Below are 18771 nucleotides of genomic sequence, written 5' to 3'. Positions count from 1 at the left end.
AAAAATAGCCACCCAAGCTGGATGGCTATTTCGATACAGCTCGGCCACTACTATAGCAAATCTGCGCAATTTAATTAAATTGCGCGATTCAATAGCATGGATTTGATGTTACCAATAGCCTTCGTTGGGTTTAGACCCTTAGGACATACGTTGACGCAGTTCATGATACCGTGGCAACGGAATACACTGAATGCATCATCAAGGTCGTTTAAACGCTCTTCGGTTGCCGTATCACGGCTATCAATTAAGAAACGATAAGCGTTTAACAAGCCTGCTGGCCCGATAAACTTATCTGGGTTCCACCAGAACGAAGGACATGAGGTTGAACAACATGCACATAAGATACATTCGTACAAACCGTCCAACTTCGCCCGATCTTCAACGGATTGCAAACGCTCACGCGCCGGTGGCGTTTTGTCATCATTGATAAGATACGGTTTAATTTTCTCGTACTGCGTATAGAACTGACTCAAGTCGACAATTAAGTCACGGATAACCGGTAACCCTGGCAACGGACGAATCACAATCTTCTTATCACCGCCCTTCAGCGCTGACAATGGCGTGATACACGCTAAGCCATTTTTGCCGTTCATGTTCAAACCGTCAGAACCACACACACCTTCACGGCATGAGCGACGGAACGCCAACGTTGGATCTTGCTCTTTCAACAACAACAGCAAGTCGAGCACCATCATGTCACGATTCTTCTCCACCTCAATGGTGTAGTCTTTCATGTACGGTGCGTTATCAACGTCTGGGTTGTAACGATAAACTGAAATATTCAACTTCTTCATCGTTGTCACCTAACCTTAGTAAGTCCGCGCTTTTGGCGGGAATGCTTCACGCAGTTTTGGCTGCATATTCACTTCGCGCTTCACAATCGATTCGTCTTGTGGACGATAAACGGTGTGCACCAACCAGTTTTCATCATCACGATCTGGGTAGTCTGCACGGCTGTGAGCACCACGGCTTTCAGTTCGGAAGTTTGCTGCTACTGCAGTTGAGTAAGCTGTTTCCATCAAGTTATCTAACTCCAAGCACTCAATACGCTGGGTGTTAAATTCCTTGCTGGTATCATCCAAACGAGCATTCTGTAGACGCTCACGGATTTTTTTCAGCTCTTCTAAACCTTCAGCCATCGCTTTACCTTCACGGAATACCGAGAAGTTCAGCTGCATGCACTTCTGCAAATCTTTCTTAATTTGTACTGGGTCTTCGCCATCTTTGTTGTTTTCCCAGCGACGAACACGCGCTAGTGCGGCATCGATCTGATCTTGTGATGCTTCTTTCGCATCACCCAGCGATTTCATTGCATCGGCTAGGTGTAAACCGGTCGCTCGACCGAATACCACCAAATCAAGCAACGAGTTACCGCCTAGGCGGTTTGCACCGTGTACCGATACACAAGCAATTTCACCACAAGCAAACAAGCCATGAATTGGCGTCGCATTGCCTTTATCATCGATTTGTAACGCTTGACCATTCACGTCCGTCGGAATACCACCCATCATGTAGTGACAGGTTGGAATGACTGGAATTGGCTCTTCAGCTGGATCAACGTGAGCGAAGGTTTTCGCCAAATCACAGACACCAGGTAGACGGCTTTCTAAAACATCACGACCAAGGTGATCGAGTTTCAGTTTCAAATGCGGACCAAGTGGGCCATCGCAGCCGCGACCTTCGCGAATTTCGGTCATCATTGAACGAGCAACCACGTCACGTGATGCTAAATCTTTCGCGTTTGGTGCGTAACGCTCCATGAAGCGCTCACCATCTTTATTTAACAGGTAACCACCTTCACCACGGCAACCTTCAGTTACCAAGGTACCCGCTCCAGCAATACCGGTTGGGTGGAACTGCCACATTTCCATATCTTGCACTGGCACGCCTGCGCGTAGTGCCATACCAACGCCGTCACCGGTATTGATGTGTGCGTTGGTGGTTGATGCATAAATACGACCAGCACCACCAGTTGCTAATACAACTGCTTTAGCTTTCACGTAGAAAATTTCGCCGGTTTCGATATTCAGTGTGGTGACACCAACAATCGCACCTTCGTCATTTTTTACTAAATCAAGTGCATACCACTCAGAAAATACTGTGGTTTTGTTCTTTACGTTTTGCTGATACAGCAAGTGCAACAACGCGTGACCAGTACGGTCAGCCGCTGCCGCTGTACGTGCCGCTTGCTCGCCACCGAATGCTTTCGATTGGCCACCAAATGGACGCTGATAAACTTTTCCGTTCTCGAAACGAGAGAATGGTAAGCCCATGTTCTCAAGTTCTAAAATTGCTTCGGGACCAGTCTTACACATGTACTCGATGGCATCTTGGTCACCGATGTAGTCTGAACCTTTTACCGTATCAAACATGTGCCATTCCCAGTTATCATCGTGGGCGTTACCTAACGCTACGGTGATACCGCCTTGGGCAGAAACTGTATGAGAACGAGTTGGGAATACTTTTGACATCAAGGCACACGTCATGCCTGATTGCGAGATTTGTAGGGCAGCGCGCATACCTGCGCCACCAGCGCCGATTACTACGGCATCAAATTCGAGTGTTTGTACGCTCACTTAGACACCCTCCACTGGCCACACAACCAATAAACCGGCTAACCAGTATACGATTAATGCGACACATACTGCGTATTGAAGAAAAGCTCGTAAGCCCGTGTTTTTAACGTAGTCAGTCAACACTTGGAAGATACCAATCCAACCGTGAATCAACACTGCTGTTAACGCTAACATGGTGAAGATCTTCATTCCCAAGTGAGCAAATAAATTGGTCCAAGTAGCGTACGTAATAGCTTCTGCTGAAACGAGGAAGCTCACCATAAAGATGGTGTACAACGCCATGATGATAGCTGACGCACGGAGCAAGATGAAATCATGGCTACCGGTGCGGCCGAATGTTGAAGCTGCTCTTACCATAACCAAACTCCTGCGAGTACTGAAAGTACGATTGCTAACACGAAAACGATCTGTGCGCTTACTCGACCTGAATCGAGTTCTTCAAAATAGCCCATGTCCATAAACATATGGCGAACGCCAGCAAGTAAGTGATAGCCCAATGCCGTCATGATGCCCCAAGCAATAAACTTGGCAATAAAACCGGTCAATAAACCGTGCACCAATTCGAAGCCTTCAGATGATTGCAAAGAGGTAGCCAAAGCCCAAACAAGGAAACCAACGCCGACCAGCATAATCACGCCAGAGATACGATGGAGAATGGAGCTAATAGCTGCAGCCGGGAAGCTGATAGTGTTTAAGTCTAAATTTACAGGTCTTTGTTTTTTCACGATTGTTGTGCCTTTACGAAAAGCATTGTTAACATGCTCGGAACTTCAAACATCCTCGTCCCGTGGAAATGGTTTAGAGGACCCTGTGAGATCGCCGCCAAAGTATATAAGCCATGCTTATGAATTACAATTCCTTAGCGGCTTCTTTCGCTTAAAAACGTAAATTATTTATCAATAGATCAAGCCAATAAAATCCAGCACTCGATGACAATTCTACCTTAGTCGCATACAACCCAATTCCAGATCAGCGTATAACGTTGGCGCTCATATTTTTTTACCGTGGCTGTCATCCGACTGTCACGTTGTAGCGTAACAATGGCGTGTTAAACTAACACCTTTAATCGAGAGATTGCTCAAGATTACTGGCCTTTACTTGATATGAATCAGCAGATTTATTCGGTTTAAACGGCCGTTTAAATTGACATTCACAGTTAAGATCAAGTAAATTCTATCGCCCTTTTAGTGATGAAGCAGACTCAAACAAGGAGATTTCCTTATGGCTGATCGTAAAGCCACCCTGCAGATTGACGGCCAATCCATTGAATTGCCAGTACTATCTGGTACAGCCGGCTATGATGTAATTGACGTGCGTACTTTAGGCAAGCATGGTTTCTTCACCTTTGACCCAGGTTTCCTAGCAACTGGCTCATGTGAATCTAAAATCACCTACATTGATGGTGAGAAAGGCATCCTTCTGCATCGCGGATATCCAATTGATCAGCTTGCGACTCAAGCGGATTATCTCGAAGTATGTTATATGCTGCTACACGGTGAAGCACCGAACGAAGAAGAGTATGCAAAATTCAAGCAAACCATTACCAAGCACACCATGGTGCATCAAGGTTTGCACAACTTCTTTAACGGTTTCCGTCGCGACGCGCATCCAATGGCCATGTTATGTGCTGTTACTGGTGCATTGTCATCTTTCTATCATGACGATCTTGATATCCATGACGAGAAGCAACGTTTACGTAGCGCTTATCGCTTAATTGCTAAGATGCCAACGATTGCGGCAATGGCTTACAAATTCAGCATTGGTCAGCCATTCGTCTATCCACGCAACGATTTGAGCTACTCTGAGAACTTCTTAAACATGATGTTCTCAGTGCCAGCAGAAGACTACAAAATCAGTCCTATTGTTGCTAAAGCAATGGATCGGATTTTCACTTTGCATGCAGACCACGAGCAGAATGCTTCAACTTCAACGGTACGTTTGGCTGGCTCTTCTGGCGCTAACCCATATGCATGTATCGCAGCGGGTGTTGCCTCGTTGTGGGGCCCTGCTCACGGCGGTGCCAACGAAGCATGTTTACGTATGCTGAAAGAAATCGGTAGCGTTAAAAACATTCCTAAATACATCGATAAAGCGAAAGACAAGAACGATCCGTTCCGTCTAATGGGCTTTGGTCACCGTGTTTATAAGAACTTCGATCCACGTGCAACCGTGATGCGTGAAAGTGCGCACGAAGTTCTAAAAGAATTGAACATTAACGACCCGTTATTAGACGTCGCGATGGAACTTGAGCGTATTGCACTTGAAGATCCATATTTCGTTGAGAAAAAGCTTTATCCGAACGTCGATTTCTATTCAGGTATTATCTTGAAAGCTATCGGTATTCCTACCAACATGTTTACGGTTATCTTCGCATTATCACGTACCGTTGGTTGGATTTCACACTGGCATGAAATGATGGGTGAAGAGAACCAGAAGATCGGTCGTCCGCGTCAGTTGTACACCGGTGAAGCAAAGCGTGATTTTAAACCACTGAAGCGCTAACGCTTCGGTGAATTTCACCACTAATTAGTGAAAAGCACTCTTCGGAGTGCTTTTTTTATTTCTAAATCCCCATAAACCTTTTCCCTACAGCGTGCATCTAAAACACCACGACACCTCCAGAAGCGCTTTAATACAACGGGTTAGCTAACTTTTTAATACGCCACCATTAAAATTGGCACGTTCTATGCATACGTATCAGTACCATGTCGTAACAGACAGTTTTGAATGTTGTAGATTGGCCCCCGGCGTAGAACGCCGGGCTACGAATAACGATTAACGAACGAAATCGGGACAAGATGATGAACACGCACACACACACCAATCGCTTTCTTGCAGTAACGTTGGCTTCACTTCTCGCACTTACTACCAGTGCCTGCAGTGATGCCGGCGCCAGCAACGAAACTAAAGCAGCGCAAGAGCAGGCTCAAGTTGCTCGTATTCCGGTTGCCACTCAAACGGTTGTCGCTGGTGAAATAACGTCTAGCTTTACATCAACCGCAACACTTGAAGCGCGCGATGAGGCTGACGTTACCAGTAAGGCGACGGGCATTATTGAAACCATTTTGGTTGAAGAAGGTGATTATGTGGTGGCTGGACAACTTCTTGCCCGTATGCGTGATGATGAATACCGTATTCAAGTAGCCCAAGCGCGTGCAGAATTGAACTCCATCAAACAAGAACTGAAACGCGTTAAAGATATGGCCGAGCGTGACATGATCAGTGCTGATGCGTATGACAAGCTGCGTTTCCAAGCTGATATGTTACAAGCAAAATACGACATGGCGGCGTTAAACTTAGCTGAAACTGAGATTCGCGCGCCAATTAATGGCTACGTTGCTTATCGCTATGTCAAACCAGGTAACTTGGTACGTCAATACGAACAACAAAAGTTGTTTCACATCGTTGCTTCAGATGTTTTACAAGGCAATGTTTACCTACCTGAGCGTGAATTACAGCGGGTAAAAGTTGGACAAACTGCGCAATTACAACTAACTGCACTCAATAATGAGACAGTAACAGCTACAGTTGCTCGCATTAGCCCAGTTGTCGATACGCAATCAGGAACCTTCAAAGCGGTATTACATGTCGACAATCACAATAATTTGTTAAAGCCAGGCATGTTTGCCCATGTAAACTTAAATTATGCAACGCGCCAAAATACGGTAACAGTTCCTCGTTACGCTGTTCAAAGCTTAGATAATCAACATAGCGTATTTACCGTAGATGCAGACGGTGTTGCTCACAAAGTTGATGTACAAATTGGTTTTGAAGACGAAACACACTTAGAAATCATCCATGGTTTGAACGTTGGTGATGCCATTGTGATTAGCGGACAAGCCAACCTAAAAGACGCAGCATTGGTTGAAGTGATTCGGAGCGAGCAACAATCATGAGTATCGTCAAACTCGCGGTAAAGCGCCCTGTCACGATTGCAATGCTCACCTTGGCGGTGATGTTATTCGGCTTCGTATCACTGGGTCGCATTCCAGTAACACTTTTACCTGACTTAGCCTATCCGACTTTAACTGTGCGTACCGATTATCCCGGCGGTGCGCCCGGTGAAGTTGAGCAGTTAGTTAGCAAGCCCATTGAAGAGACTCTTGGTACCGTTAAAGGTATTCGCCGTATTGAATCAATTTCTCGCGCCGGTCAAAGCGACGTTCTGCTTGAGTTTAGTTGGGGAACCGACATGGAAATGGCGAGCTTAGATGTACGCGAAAAGCTTGACTGGGTCGACTTGCCACTCGATTTAGAAAAACCTGTTCTGTTGCGATTTAATCCAAGTGAAGAACCGGTTTTCCGATTGGCATTAAGTCTCACCGATGATAAGCAATCAATCTCCACGCTAAAACAGCTACGAACCTATGCTGAAGAAGATTTAAAACGCCAGCTCGAGAGTATCGAAGGGGTCGCTTCGGTACGACTCGGTGGTGGTTTAGAAGATGAAATACAGGTTCTCGTCAACGAACGTCAAGCCGCTGCTTTGCAGATTCCGATGACGTTGATTACACAGCGCTTGCGTGAAGAAAACATCAATTTATCCGGTGGTCGCATTGAAGCGGATCGCGCTGAATATTTAGTGCGAACGCTAAACCAATTCCAAAATCTAGATGATATTCGTTCGATTTATCTAACTACCCGAAACAACCGCCCTATTCTGTTGAAAGATATTGCTATTATTGAGAATAGTTACAAGGAACGTGACGCCATCAGCCGTGTTGGTGGTATGGAAGCTGTTGAGGTATCTCTTTATAAAGAAGGTGATGCCAATACCGTCCAAGTATCTAAGGCAATACAAGCCCATTTAAAACAGCTTGAAAACGCTAAATTATTGCCCGAACAATACACAATTAAACCAATCTATGACCAAGCGGTGTTTATTAGCGCAGCCATTGCCGAAGTTCGTGACGCCGCAATCATTGGTGGCCTACTCGCGATGGTAATTATTTACCTATTCTTACAACGAGTATGGCCAACTGTCGTCATCAGTTTGGCGATTCCAATCTCAATAATTGCTACTTTTAATTTACTCTATGGCTATCAGGTATCACTTAATATGATGTCGTTAGGTGGTATCGCGCTGGCTGTCGGAATGTTGGTGGATAACGCTATTGTGGTACTCGAAAATATAGCCCGTCACCAGCAGGATAAAGACATCGAAGCTGCTGCAGAAACCGGAACACGAGAAGTTGCTGGAGCGATTGTCGCATCCACGTTAACAACGATGGCCGTGTTTTTCCCGTTAGTTTTCGTAGAAGGTATTGCCGGACAATTATTTCGCGACCAAGCGCTTACGGTAACCTTCTCACTCGCTGCATCGTTACTTGTAGCGTTAACATTAATTCCGATGTTATCAAGCCGCAACCGCTCAAAAACTAATATCAGTACAGCGCCTTTTGTTTACTCAACTGGCTGGCGGTTTTGGTTAAAAACTCCGATTTACCTCATTTTTCGTTGGGTTCCGTTCGCGTTGATTAGCGTGATAGTTGCTATTTCTCGCCTCGGCTCAAAACTATTTACCTTCGTCACAACACCGCTACTAAAAGTATTTAATGCGGCCTATCGCGTACTTGAGTCGAGCTATCAGAAGCTTCTTAACGTCGCTTTACATCGCGCCGGTGTCACCTTAGGTATTATTCTTGTTAGTTCAGCAGCTTGCTACACCTTACTCCCACGCCTACCGGTCGCGTTGTTGCCGAATATGGCGCAAGGCGAATTCTTCGTAGAAGTCGAGTTACAACCTGGAGCCACCATTTATGAGACCGACGCCGTGTTGGCACAGCTCGGGCGAGTCATTGCTAACTCTGAAGAACTTAATAGTATGGTTGACCGCTATTATACCATTGCCGGCACTGGGAGCTTACTCAATGCAGCGCCCGGACAAAGCGGTAACCAATGGGGACGGCTCAATGTTGTGATGGCTGATCACAATGCAGTGGCTATCGAAAATGTACAAAGTCAGCTGCGCCAAGCGGTTCAATCCATGCCTGGTGTCATGGCTAAATTCGGTTCGCCGGAGTTATTTAGTTTCGCAAGTCCAATTACCATCGAGTTCGTCGGGTACGATCTAGCTTTATTGCAACAAGCTGCCCAACAATTTGGGATATCCTTAGATCAGCATCCGCAGTTTACTGACATCCGCGTCAATATGACCGATGGTCAACCGGAATTAGCGGTTTATTTTGACCATGCGAAGCTTAGTCAATACGGTTTAACTAGTGCAGAAGTTTCGGAGTTACTTGCCACCAAAATCGGTGGGCGTGTCGCCAGTCAATTTAGCTTAGACGACCGTAAAATCGATATTTTAGTTCGCAGTCAGTCGGCGGACCGCAATTCGATGCGCGATTTGCAGCAGGTCATCATTAATCCAGGCGCAGCGCGTGAAATTACTTTACAGGCAGTAGCCGAGGTGGTTCCTGTTGTTGGTCCAAGCGAGATCACTCGCATCGGTCAACAACGTACTGCTCTTGTTGAAGCGAATCTAGATTACGGCGATCTTGGCAGTGCTGTGACCAATGCACAGCAACTGTTGAGCGAAACTCAACTGCCCCCCACCATTACAGCGCGGGTTGCAGGACAAAATGAAGACATGCAGCGTTCGTTTACCTCACTGCAGTTTGCTTTAGTGCTAGCGGTGTTTTTAGTGTATCTCGTGATGGCCTCACAGTTTGAATCGTTGCTACACCCGTTATTTATCTTATTCACTGTTCCGTTAGCTGGTGCTGGCTCAGTACTTGGCCTGTATTTGATGGGAACCGAATTAAGCATCATTGTCTTCATCGGCTTAATCATGCTCGCAGGTATCGTGGTCAACAATGCGATTGTTTTAGTTGATCGTATTAACCAATTGCGTCAAGAGGGCGTAGAGCGTTACCAAGCAGTATATACGGCTGCGCAGCAACGTCTTCGACCCATTCTTATGACGATGCTCACCACGGTACTTGGTTTACTGCCATTAGCGATTGGACTGGGTGAAGGTGCGGAGATTCGTGCGCCAATGGCGATTAGTGTGATTGCCGGCTTGCTATTCTCAACACTACTGACACTGTTGTTCATTCCGTGTTTATACCTCCTTGTTGATCGTAAATCTGTGACTGCGGAGACGAACGTATGAACGCCGCCCAAATCGGTTCAGCATTAGCGCGCTGGGCGTTACGTCGTCCAGTCACCACCTGCATGATTTTTTTATCCATGCTGCTACTTGGCGCCATAAGCTCACGCCTACTGCCGCTTGAAAAATTTCCCGGCATCGAAATCCCTGAGGTCGTTGTTCAAGTGGCGTATCCAAACTCAACGCCTGCCGAGGTCGAGCGATTGATTACGCGCCCACTCGAGGAAGCGTTGGCAACCCTGAGTAATGTGAGTCGAATGCGCTCGACATCGACGTCCGATAACGCGCAAGTATTGCTGCAGTTTGAATGGGGTCAGGATATTCGCACAAAAAGCATTGAGGCGCGTGAAAAAGTCGATGCCATCAAGCATTTATTGCCGGATGATGTCGACCGCGTTGTGGTATTCCAATTCAATACTGAAGATATGCCAGTATTTCAATTACGTATCAGTAGTCAGCGTGATCTATCCAACGCCTACGACCTTCTTGATCGTAGCCTACGAAAACCTATCGAGCGAGTGGATGGCGTCTCGCGCGTAACCTTATACGGTGTCGACCCGCAACAAATTGTAATTCGACTCAATCAATCGTCGTTACTGGCTCATCAGCTTGATCCAGCAGAGATCACGGCAGCGTTGCAACGTGCCAACTTCTCGCTTACCGCTGGATTTATCGAGAATGAAAATCAGCGCATTTTGGTCAACCCTGTCGGCGAATTTCAGAGCGAGTACGATATCGGTAATTTCCCAATTCGTCCGGGATTAAAACTTCGCGATATCGCTGAAATAGGTCGCGAAATGCCACGCAAAGTCGATGGTCGACACCTTGATCAAACGTATGCGATTGGTATGGAAGTATTTAAAGAATCCAATGCCAATTTGGTTGACGTATCAGCCCGAGTCATGAAGGTTGTTAATGAAATTCGCGAAGATCCCCAATTTAACGGCATTAATTTGTTTGTTATGGACGATACTGCGAAGGGTGTCACTACCTCGCTCAGTGATTTAGTCAGTGCCGGCTTGCTTGGCGCTTTCTTATCGTTTTTAGTGCTTTATGCATTTCTCCGTAACCTCACAACAACCCTAGTGGTGGTGCTAAGTGTTCCGATTGCAATATGTATTGCATTAGGTGGTATGTATTTCCTCGGCTATTCGCTAAACGTATTGTCTCTGATGGGACTCATGTTGGCTGTGGGGATGCTGGTCGATAACGCCGTGGTTATCACGGAAAGTATTCAATACGAGCGCGAACAAGGTGCTGATGCCGAGCAGGCAACCGTTGATGGCGTTGGACAAGTGTCGTTAGCGGTTGTAGCTGGCACACTCACCACAGCAATCGTGTTTTTACCAAATATCTTCGGTAAAAAAACCGATATCACTATCTTCTTAGAGCATACTGCAATCGCAATTTGTTTATCGCTCTTGGCTTCATTGTTGCTGTCGCAAACGCTAGTACCTTTACTTATTACCAAATTGCGGCGTTTTAGTAATAAAAAAATAAAGCCACAACAACCACCGCGACGTTACCGTAAAGCGCTTGAATGGAGTTGGCGTCATCCAATTTGGACCGGGTTCTTTGCGGTACTGCTACTAGCAAGCATCGTAATTCCTTTCGCCGGTGTAAGTGGTGACGAGGGGCCGCAAGGTTTCAATGACCGCTTGTTTATCAATTACAATCTTCACACGAAGTACAGCCTTGCCGAAGTTGAAGATGAGGTCACGCAGTTGGAAAACTATCTCTATGCGAATAAAGATAGTTTCGATATCGATGCGGTGTACAGCTATTACACGCCTGATTACGCAGTCTCAACTTTATTATTAAAGGAGAATCGGGATGAAAAGCTGGTTGATTTAATGGAACGAATCCGCAAAGACATGCCCAAATTACTGCGTAGTGAGCCAAAGTTTGGCTTTGGTGGTGGGCGTGATGGTGTGCGCGTGACATTAAGTGGCCAATCAACCGAAATGTTGCAACGGTTGGCGACCGATATTGTACCTAAACTCAGTGCTATCGAGGGGCTAACCGACGTTCAAACGGAAATGGAGACTGGACAATTTGAACTGATTATCAACATTGATCGCGAGCGCGTTCACAACCTAGGCTTAAGCTCTGCCGAGGTTGCCAAAACGGTCTCAACAGCTCTACGTGGCCAGCGTCTACGCTCGTATCGTGGTGATCCGAATGGCGAGATTGATCTGCGTGTTGCGTTTGATAAGGAATTGGAAAATTCGCTGCCAGCGCTATACAACCTTCCAATTTTACAGACCAATAATAAAATCGTTGCACTACAAGACATTGCGACGTTGGTGAAACAACCTCGATTGAGTCAAATTCGTCGCACCGATAGACGCACCTCACTGACCATTGATGCGAACTTAAACGATCTCACCACCAATGAAGCGCGCGATAAGATTACCGCTGCGTTAAGTCAGTTGCAGTTGCCACAAGGCTATCTCTGGAGTTTAGATGGTAGCTTCGAACGTCAACGTGAAAACGAGAGCGTGATGCTGGTGAATACGTTGCTTGCCGTAGCGCTTATCTACATTGTTATGGCGGCACTTTTTGAATCGCTCTTGCTACCAACAGCGGTTATTACCTCGCTGTTATTCTCAATTGTAGGGGTGTTCTGGGCTCTTCTCATTACCGGTCAATCAATTTCGATTATGGCGATGATTGGTATTCTAATTCTCATGGGAATTGTGGTGAATAATGGAATTGTCTTGGTTGATCGTATCAACCATCTGCTCGATACCGGCGCAACACTGCAGGAAGCCATAATCGAAGGAAGTGTCAGTCGGTTGCGGCCAATTTTGATGACTGTTTCAACCACTGTTTTGGGCTTGTTGCCGTTAGCATTTGGTACCACTCAAATTGGTGGCGATGGCCCTCCCTATGCACCGATGGCGATCGCAATTATCGGCGGTTTGGTATTCTCGACCATTACCAGTTTGTTCTTGGTACCATACGCGTACGCACGCTTGATTGGTATGCGGGCACGCTGGCACCGTTTGTGCCAGCATGCTCAAGCAAAAGTTAGTCAGTTACTTCCTGATTAGCACGCGCTAAGTCGGCTGGTGTATCAATGCCAGCCGGCGGCAGTGCAATTGCCTCCGCGACGTGAATGCGTTCACCGTACCAAAGTACCCGCAGTTGCTCGAGTGATTCAATTTGCTCAAGCGGGCTTGGCTCCCACTCTACATAACGCCAAACAAAACCTGCACGATAAGCATAAATACCAATATGGCGGCGGTAGTCTGCAAGCTCACCAAGACGATTTTGGGTTAACCCATCACGCTCGTATGGAATCGGTGCTCGACTGAAATATAGTGCATAGCCATTGACGTCGGTCACAACTTTTACAGCATGCGGGCTTTGCACTTCTTCTAAAGAAGAAATTGGTACGGCGAGAGTCGCCATTTGAGCAACTTTTTGATTCGCCAGATTATCCGCTACTTGGCGTATAATTTCTGGAGGAATAAATGGTTCGTCACCTTGCACGTTTACCACCACTTGGTCGTCAGCAATTGCTAAATAATCAATCACTTCGGCAATTCGCTCAGTTCCTGAGTTGTGGTGTGGGGCGGTCATCATGGCGCGCCCACCAAAAGCCTCAACCGCGTCAATAATTCGCTGATCGTCAGTTGCAACTATGACTTCAGCTGCGCCGGCTGCTGCCGCGCGCTCATAAACGCGCTGAATCATGGTTTTGTTACCAATCATCGCCAACGGTTTACCCGGTAGGCGTGAAGATGCATAGCGTGCGGGAATAATGACAGTGAAACTCATGATGGTAATTGCTCCAACTCTTCTCGGCTCAATTCTCGAGCTTCATGGCTCAGTAGCATCGGTATATCATTGCGCACCGGATAAGCGAGACGATCGCCACGACACACCAGCTCACTTTTTTTAGCAACCCAAATCAACTTTCCCTTACACAAAGGACACGCCAAAATAGCTAATGTTTTTTCATCGACCGCCATACTTACTCCTTGGATGCTATATCTTGCAGACGTTTCCGAAGCTGCTGCCAAAAACCTTCATCAAATTCCGCCGACACCGGCAAATAAAACCAACTATCTTTCGCAAACGATTGACATTTCGCTGCATCTTTTTCAGTCATCAAGACGTTCAATGAGTCGTCAATTTGCGCAAAATCTGACGCCGAAAATGGATGATGATCAGCAAATTCAATACACTCTTTAAGCACTATCGATTGTTGCTCGAGCGTATCAAAAAACCGTTGTGGATGCCCAATGCCAGCAATTGCAACACACTCGCCCTGTGGCGGAGTAACTTCAATGGAATCTTTTACCCGCTTCCAGTTCTGTGGCTGCAAAGTAAAAGGCCAACCGTAGTTATGTTGAGTTAGGCCGTTTTGTACAACAAAATCAACCTCGGCTAACCGTTTGGCTGGCTCACGTAACGGTCCAAGCGGTAAACGCCAGCCATTTCCGAGGCCACGGTTGCCATCAACCACCGCAATTTCAATATCACGAGCAAGTCGATAATGCTGTAACCCATCATCACTCAGTATAATATCCGTATCCGGAAACATCTGAAGAATAAGTTCAATGGCCTGTTGACGATTTGGGCTAACCGCTAATGGAACGCCAGTGCGAACCGCAAGTAACTTGGGTTCATCGCCGACACGTTGCGCCAATGAAGTAGCAGTGACAAGTTGCGGAAACGGGCCTTTCGCACCATAACCGCGGGAAACTATTGCCGGTGAGTACCCTTGTTGCTTGAGCCATTGCACTAGCGCTTCAGTTACTGGCGTTTTACCCGTTCCACCAACACTAATATTGCCCACGACAATAACCGGAACTGGTGCTCGATAGATAGCAAGAAAACCGACCTGATAAAGCCAGCGCCGCACTGTACTTAGGGTTACAAACAGCGCATGTAATGGAAATAGAAGCAGCAACAACGGATGTAGGCCAGATCGATACCAAGCCCGCTGCCAGAACATGATTACTCGCCCCCGCTAAACTGCAAACTATAAAGTTGGTAATAGGCGCCCTGCTTATCTAACAATGTCTGATGATCGCCACGCTCAAGCACTTTACCCTCTTCCATAACCAAGATTTCATCGGCGTTTTCAATCGTCGAAAGCCGATGAGCAATAACAATTGAGGTTCGATTTTGTTGTAGACGACTCAACGCTTTCTGAATGTGTCGCTCAGATTCCGTATCCAATGCCGATGTTGCCTCGTCCAAAATCAAAATAGGTGCATCACGTAACAATGCTCGGGCAATGGCAATGCGTTGACGCTGGCCGCCCGATAACATCACCCCGTTTTCGCCCACCATGGTATCGAGGCCAAGTGGAAGATTATCGGTGAATTCAGTTATAAATGCTTGCTCAGCCACTTCACGGATGCGTTCTGCCGACACCTCGCCGCGCGCACCATACGCAATGTTGTTGGCGATGCTGTCATTAAACAGGGTGACGTGCTGCGATACCAAAGCAAACTGACGCCGCAAACATTTCAATTTGTAATCGTAAATATCAACTTCATCGAGATAAATTTTCCCGCTTTGTGGCGCATAAAATCGCGTCAACAAATTAGAAATCGTCGATTTACCACTTCCTGAACGACCTACTAAGGCTAACGTTTTGCCTGGCTGCACATCAAAACTCACATGATCAAGCGCTGGCGATTCGGCTTCATCGTAGGTGAATGTTACATTTTCAAAACGGATATGCCCTTTCGCGCGCTCGACTACGTAAGTGCCGGTATTAGGCTCAGCTTTTTCGTCAAGCACCTCAAAAATACTCTGCGCTGCTGCGATACCGCGTTGGAAATCGCTGTTCACTGTCGTGAGCTGTTTCAAAGGGCGAAGCAGCATAATCATCGAGGTTAGTAATGTCGTAAACGCACCTGCAGATAACTGCTCAAGCATTTCTGGGTAACTCGCCAATATCAAAACCATCGATAAACTAAACGATGCAATGAGCTGAATTAAAGACGTGCTGACTGTCTGCGCATTAATCAGCTTCATATTTTGATTGCGGGTCACGTTATTAATGTCAAGAAAACGCTTCGACTCGCGCTTTTGACCTTCGTACATCACCACCACTTTATGCCCATTGAGCATTTGCTCGGCAGTTGTTGTCACATTACCCATGGCGGTTTGGATACGCCGCGATACTTGGCGGAAACGCTTGGAAACCACGGAAACAACTTTAGCAATTAATGGACCGACGACAAGAAATACCAGCGACAACTGCCAACTGATATAAAACATCAAACTCAGCAAACCGACCACGAATGCACCTTCGCGAATCAGAACTAAAATGGCGCGTGAACTGGCCTCTGCGACTTGCTGTGTGGTGTAGGTGATTTTCGATAGCAGATCACCAGTAGAATGGCGATCGTGAAACGACACCGGTAGCTTCATCATGTGATCAAACAATTGTTGACGCAGCGTGGTGATGACACGAAAGCCAACCCAGTTGAGTAGATAGGTCGAGATAAAGTTAAACGTGCCACGAGCGATAAACACCAAAGGTACGAAAATAGCCCCATAGATTAGGATTTTCGAATCTTGTTCGGTTAAGCCCTCATCAATCAGTGTTTCAATTTGCGAAAAGAAAAATGTATCAACGGCGGCATAGCCAATCATCGCGATAACTGAAAAGATAAACGCCGCACGATACGGCTTTATATAGCTCAATAAGCGTCGGAACGTTCGCTTCTTTTGGGCTTCGGTCATGTTTTCAAGAATGTTTTCAGCGCTCATGCAATTCTTATAAAGTTCAACAATACATGCATTCTAACCGCTTTCACCGGTGGCTGGCTAGTTATCCGCATCAAACCATGCTCGATTGGTACCTGCCCACGGCTGGTCAATCCACCATTTTTGTTGGTCGAAAGTAACCGTAATTTGCCCTCCGCGAGCTGTATCAACAAGTCGAATGGACAATGCCTCAAGCCGCTGTTTCACCTGTTCTGCAACCATGCCATACGCATTATTCCGACCTCGACTTGCAATGGCCAAGTATGGCGAAACAGCCTGCAAAAAGTAGTTTTCACTGGAGCTATTACTGCCATGGTGCGCTAACACCAGAATGTCGGCTTGCACGGGGGCAATATGCGCAAGTAAAGACCGCTCAGCACGCTTGGTAATATCGCCAGGTACCAGCACCGAGCTCTCACCAATCATAAATTTCAATACGCAGGAATCATCATTGTGCTCATTGTTGGTTACTCGACGCGGATGCAACACTTGCCAAGCAACTCGGCGCCACTGACCGGTTTGACCTGCAACACAAGGCAAGCCATGACCACTGCCAAACCAACGTAGGGCGGGAAATCGTGCGGCGATAGTAGCAACACCACCTTGGTGATCATTGTCAGTGTGACTCACAAAACCATAAACAGGCGTCAAGTGATGTTGCTGCAAAAACGGTAAAATCACACGTTCCGCCATATTACCGCCAAGTTCCCAATTGGCACCAGTGTCAACAATTACCGCTTCGTCGGCTTGTGCTATAACGATGGCGCTACCTTGATCTACATCGAGAATATGGAATTTTACTTGGGTATCGTATTGATGTAGCTGATACCTAATAACTAGCCCAAGACAAAAGACCGCAATACAACTTATCTTGTAGCGCCAATGCCATGGCCACACCCACGTCAACACAAGCACCACTACGGAAATAATTGGCCCAGTCAGGTGCGCAGGCAACCATTGCCACGATGAATTAGCCAGATAATTCAATATTGGTTCGGCATAACTAAGCGGTAGTTCGGCAATTCTAAATAGCCAAAGCGATATCGTTTCAGCGTTAACTACTAGCGAAAATAAGCCGAGCAAACTTAGCGGTAGCACCCAGAAAGTTACGATCGGCACGACGACGAGATTAGTCAGCGGCGCCAAAATCGGTAAACCACCGAACCACATAGCGGTTAACGGCCACATAGCGAACGTAAGCGTCAGCTCAAGACGCCAAAGAGCGCGAACACCACGCCAGCGACCTTGAATGATGGGCCAACGCCAATTCATTAACAGGATGGTTGCGACCGCCACGACAGATAACCAGAATCCACTTTGCAATGGCGCCAATGGATATACCAATATCACTACAGCGACAGCTCTAAGCAACACGCGACTAGACGGGGTATGAAGCGCAAAGTATTTGTGAATGATAACCACAGAAAACATGACAAATGCGCGTATCGTAGCGGTTGCAAAACCGGCCAAGCCGGCATAAAAGAATGTGACCGTAAGCGCAATACAGGTTGCCCAAACCCAACTATTCGTCGTTTCTCGACGACTACGGCTGCGCGCGTAATAACGCATCGACTTTCGACTAAGCCAGAGTACACCAGCGGCAACAAGCGTTAAATGCAGACCTGAAATTGCAATTAAATGGGCGAGCCCGGTTCGCTGATAAGTTTGCCATTGTTCAGCCGCCAATGCTTGTCGTTCACCCAGCGTCAGCGCTTGTAGAATTCCGAACTGGCTGAGATTCTTTTCAAAAGCAGCAAGCTGATTGTAAACTTGCTGGCGATAGTTAGGCTCTCCAGCAACGAAACTCCCCGAGCGAATGCTTCCTAAAGCATGAATCTTTTGACCTGTAAGGTAACGATGATAAAGAAACCCACCATCATTTCGTACTCCCTGAGGTGCTTTTAAACGAGCCTGAAACTGCCAAGTTGTCCCCGCCTGAGGTGGGGAAATTTGGGTTGGCGGTTCGTACCAACTTAATCGGACTGTTGCTGGCATCGATAAACGCTGGTTTTGGATATTGTTCACCGTTCCTTGGATGCGCCAAAAGTCTGGCTGAGTCTGGGTGATTTCTGTGACCGTCATCATCAATGGCACAGTTTTACCCAAATTATCGCCAGTAATCAGCGTAATTTGATGCAAATAAGCATTGCCACTACCCCACGCTATGCCGCACAATACACAGCCTAATACACTGGTGTATCGACGAATACCGAAACGACGCCACGACAAAACAGCGACTAAAGTAGTAAGAAGCAACCATTGTTGAATGGTCATTGGCTTGCTAAAAGTAAAGGTTAAAGCATAGCCAATAAGCGCTGCGCACAACCACCTATCCATGGA

General features: G+C 46.7%; 13 protein-coding genes. 4 read left to right on the top strand and 9 right to left on the bottom strand.

All coding sequences use genetic code 11. From position 1 onward, the window contains the following. Nucleotides 1–74: 74 nt before the first annotated feature. Genes LG272_RS06705 through sdhC form a run of 4 tightly spaced genes read right to left on the bottom strand, consistent with a single transcriptional unit; the run spans nucleotide 75 to nucleotide 3301 of the window. Nucleotides 75–794 (bottom strand): succinate dehydrogenase iron-sulfur subunit, encoded by a 720-nt coding sequence (locus LG272_RS06705; RefSeq protein ID WP_126758578.1) that lies wholly within the window; start codon nucleotides 792–794, stop codon nucleotides 75–77. 15 nt (nucleotides 795–809) lie between these two features. Then, nucleotides 810–2576, bottom strand: a complete 1767-nt coding sequence (sdhA, locus tag LG272_RS06700) for a succinate dehydrogenase flavoprotein subunit (RefSeq protein WP_126758577.1) — start codon at nucleotides 2574–2576, stop codon at nucleotides 810–812. After that, entirely contained in the window at nucleotides 2577–2933 is a 357-nt protein-coding gene (gene sdhD, locus LG272_RS06695; protein ID WP_126758576.1) for a succinate dehydrogenase, hydrophobic membrane anchor protein, read from the bottom strand. After that, nucleotides 2927–3301, bottom strand: coding sequence for a succinate dehydrogenase, cytochrome b556 subunit (sdhC, locus tag LG272_RS06690; protein WP_126758575.1), 375 nt, complete (start codon nucleotides 3299–3301; stop codon nucleotides 2927–2929). The genes sdhD and sdhC overlap by 7 nt, the downstream gene beginning before the upstream one ends. Before the next feature lie 496 nt (nucleotides 3302–3797). On the opposite strand from sdhC, the gene LG272_RS06685 reads away from it, so the two are divergent. The 4 genes from LG272_RS06685 to LG272_RS06670 all read left to right on the top strand — a co-directional run bounded on the left by LG272_RS06685 (nucleotide 3798) and on the right by LG272_RS06670 (nucleotide 12746). Beyond that, a complete protein-coding gene (locus LG272_RS06685; RefSeq protein WP_404407475.1) occupies nucleotides 3798–5078 on the top strand; it encodes a citrate synthase in 1281 nt (426 codons plus the stop codon). A gap of 296 nt (nucleotides 5079–5374) precedes the next feature. Then, nucleotides 5375–6472, top strand: coding sequence for an efflux RND transporter periplasmic adaptor subunit (locus LG272_RS06680; protein WP_126758573.1), 1098 nt, complete (start codon nucleotides 5375–5377; stop codon nucleotides 6470–6472). Continuing rightward, on the top strand, nucleotides 6469–9693 hold the full coding sequence (locus LG272_RS06675) for an efflux RND transporter permease subunit (RefSeq protein ID WP_404407472.1): 3225 nt from the start codon (nucleotides 6469–6471) through the stop codon (nucleotides 9691–9693). Before LG272_RS06680 ends, LG272_RS06675 begins: the two co-directional genes overlap by 4 nt. Further along, nucleotides 9690–12746 (top strand): efflux RND transporter permease subunit, encoded by a 3057-nt coding sequence (locus tag LG272_RS06670; RefSeq protein ID WP_404407470.1) that lies wholly within the window; start codon nucleotides 9690–9692, stop codon nucleotides 12744–12746. The genes LG272_RS06675 and LG272_RS06670 overlap by 4 nt, the downstream gene beginning before the upstream one ends. Here the strand turns inward: LG272_RS06670 and kdsB are convergent. The 5 genes from kdsB to LG272_RS06645 all read right to left on the bottom strand — a co-directional run bounded on the left by kdsB (nucleotide 12724) and on the right by LG272_RS06645 (nucleotide 18768). After that, nucleotides 12724–13476, bottom strand: coding sequence for a 3-deoxy-manno-octulosonate cytidylyltransferase (kdsB, locus tag LG272_RS06665; RefSeq protein ID WP_404407468.1), 753 nt, complete (start codon nucleotides 13474–13476; stop codon nucleotides 12724–12726). The genes LG272_RS06670 and kdsB overlap by 23 nt on opposite strands. Beyond that, nucleotides 13473–13670 carry a Trm112 family protein gene (locus tag LG272_RS06660; protein ID WP_126758569.1) on the bottom strand — a complete coding sequence of 66 codons (198 nt, stop codon included), beginning with the start codon at nucleotides 13668–13670 and terminating at the stop codon, nucleotides 13473–13475. The genes kdsB and LG272_RS06660 overlap by 4 nt, the downstream gene beginning before the upstream one ends. A 2-nt stretch (nucleotides 13671–13672) precedes the next feature. After that, on the bottom strand, nucleotides 13673–14659 hold the full coding sequence (lpxK, locus tag LG272_RS06655) for a tetraacyldisaccharide 4'-kinase (RefSeq protein WP_404407465.1): 987 nt from the start codon (nucleotides 14657–14659) through the stop codon (nucleotides 13673–13675). 2 nt (nucleotides 14660–14661) lie between these two features. Then, nucleotides 14662–16407 carry a lipid A export permease/ATP-binding protein MsbA gene (gene msbA / locus LG272_RS06650; protein WP_126759346.1) on the bottom strand — a complete coding sequence of 582 codons (1746 nt, stop codon included), beginning with the start codon at nucleotides 16405–16407 and terminating at the stop codon, nucleotides 14662–14664. Nucleotides 16408–16491: 84 nt separating this feature from the next. Then, complete coding sequence (locus LG272_RS06645; protein ID WP_404407463.1) at nucleotides 16492–18768, bottom strand: DNA internalization-related competence protein ComEC/Rec2; 2277 nt, start codon at nucleotides 18766–18768, stop codon at nucleotides 16492–16494. Nucleotides 18769–18771: the final 3 nt, after the last annotated feature.

It is taken from the genome of Pseudidiomarina marina, from assembly GCF_044807045.1.
Taxonomy (GTDB): domain Bacteria; phylum Pseudomonadota; class Gammaproteobacteria; order Enterobacterales; family Alteromonadaceae; genus Pseudidiomarina; species Pseudidiomarina marina.
The sequence above is the reverse complement of the archived record's forward strand: the minus strand, read 5'-3'. Positions and strand labels throughout refer to the sequence as shown.

Excerpts from the sequence above, each read along its gene's own strand:
- LG272_RS06705 (WP_126758578.1), bottom strand. The coding sequence starts at position 794 with ATGAAGAAGTTGAATATTTCAGTTTATCGTTACAACCCAGACGTTGAT.
- sdhD (WP_126758576.1), bottom strand. The coding sequence starts at position 2,933 with ATGGTAAGAGCAGCTTCAACATTCGGCCGCACCGGTAGCCATGATTTC.
- LG272_RS06685 (WP_404407475.1), top strand. The coding sequence starts at position 3,798 with ATGGCTGATCGTAAAGCCACCCTGCAGATTGACGGCCAATCCATTGAA.
- LG272_RS06680 (WP_126758573.1), top strand. The coding sequence starts at position 5,375 with ATGATGAACACGCACACACACACCAATCGCTTTCTTGCAGTAACGTTG.
- LG272_RS06675 (WP_404407472.1), top strand. The coding sequence starts at position 6,469 with ATGAGTATCGTCAAACTCGCGGTAAAGCGCCCTGTCACGATTGCAATG.
- LG272_RS06670 (WP_404407470.1), top strand. The coding sequence starts at position 9,690 with ATGAACGCCGCCCAAATCGGTTCAGCATTAGCGCGCTGGGCGTTACGT.
- kdsB (WP_404407468.1), bottom strand. The coding sequence starts at position 13,476 with ATGAGTTTCACTGTCATTATTCCCGCACGCTATGCATCTTCACGCCTA.
- LG272_RS06660 (WP_126758569.1), bottom strand. The coding sequence starts at position 13,670 with ATGGCGGTCGATGAAAAAACATTAGCTATTTTGGCGTGTCCTTTGTGT.
- lpxK (WP_404407465.1), bottom strand. The coding sequence starts at position 14,659 with ATGTTCTGGCAGCGGGCTTGGTATCGATCTGGCCTACATCCGTTGTTG.
- msbA (WP_126759346.1), bottom strand. The coding sequence starts at position 16,407 with ATGACCGAAGCCCAAAAGAAGCGAACGTTCCGACGCTTATTGAGCTAT.
- LG272_RS06645 (WP_404407463.1), bottom strand. The coding sequence starts at position 18,768 with ATGGATAGGTGGTTGTGCGCAGCGCTTATTGGCTATGCTTTAACCTTT.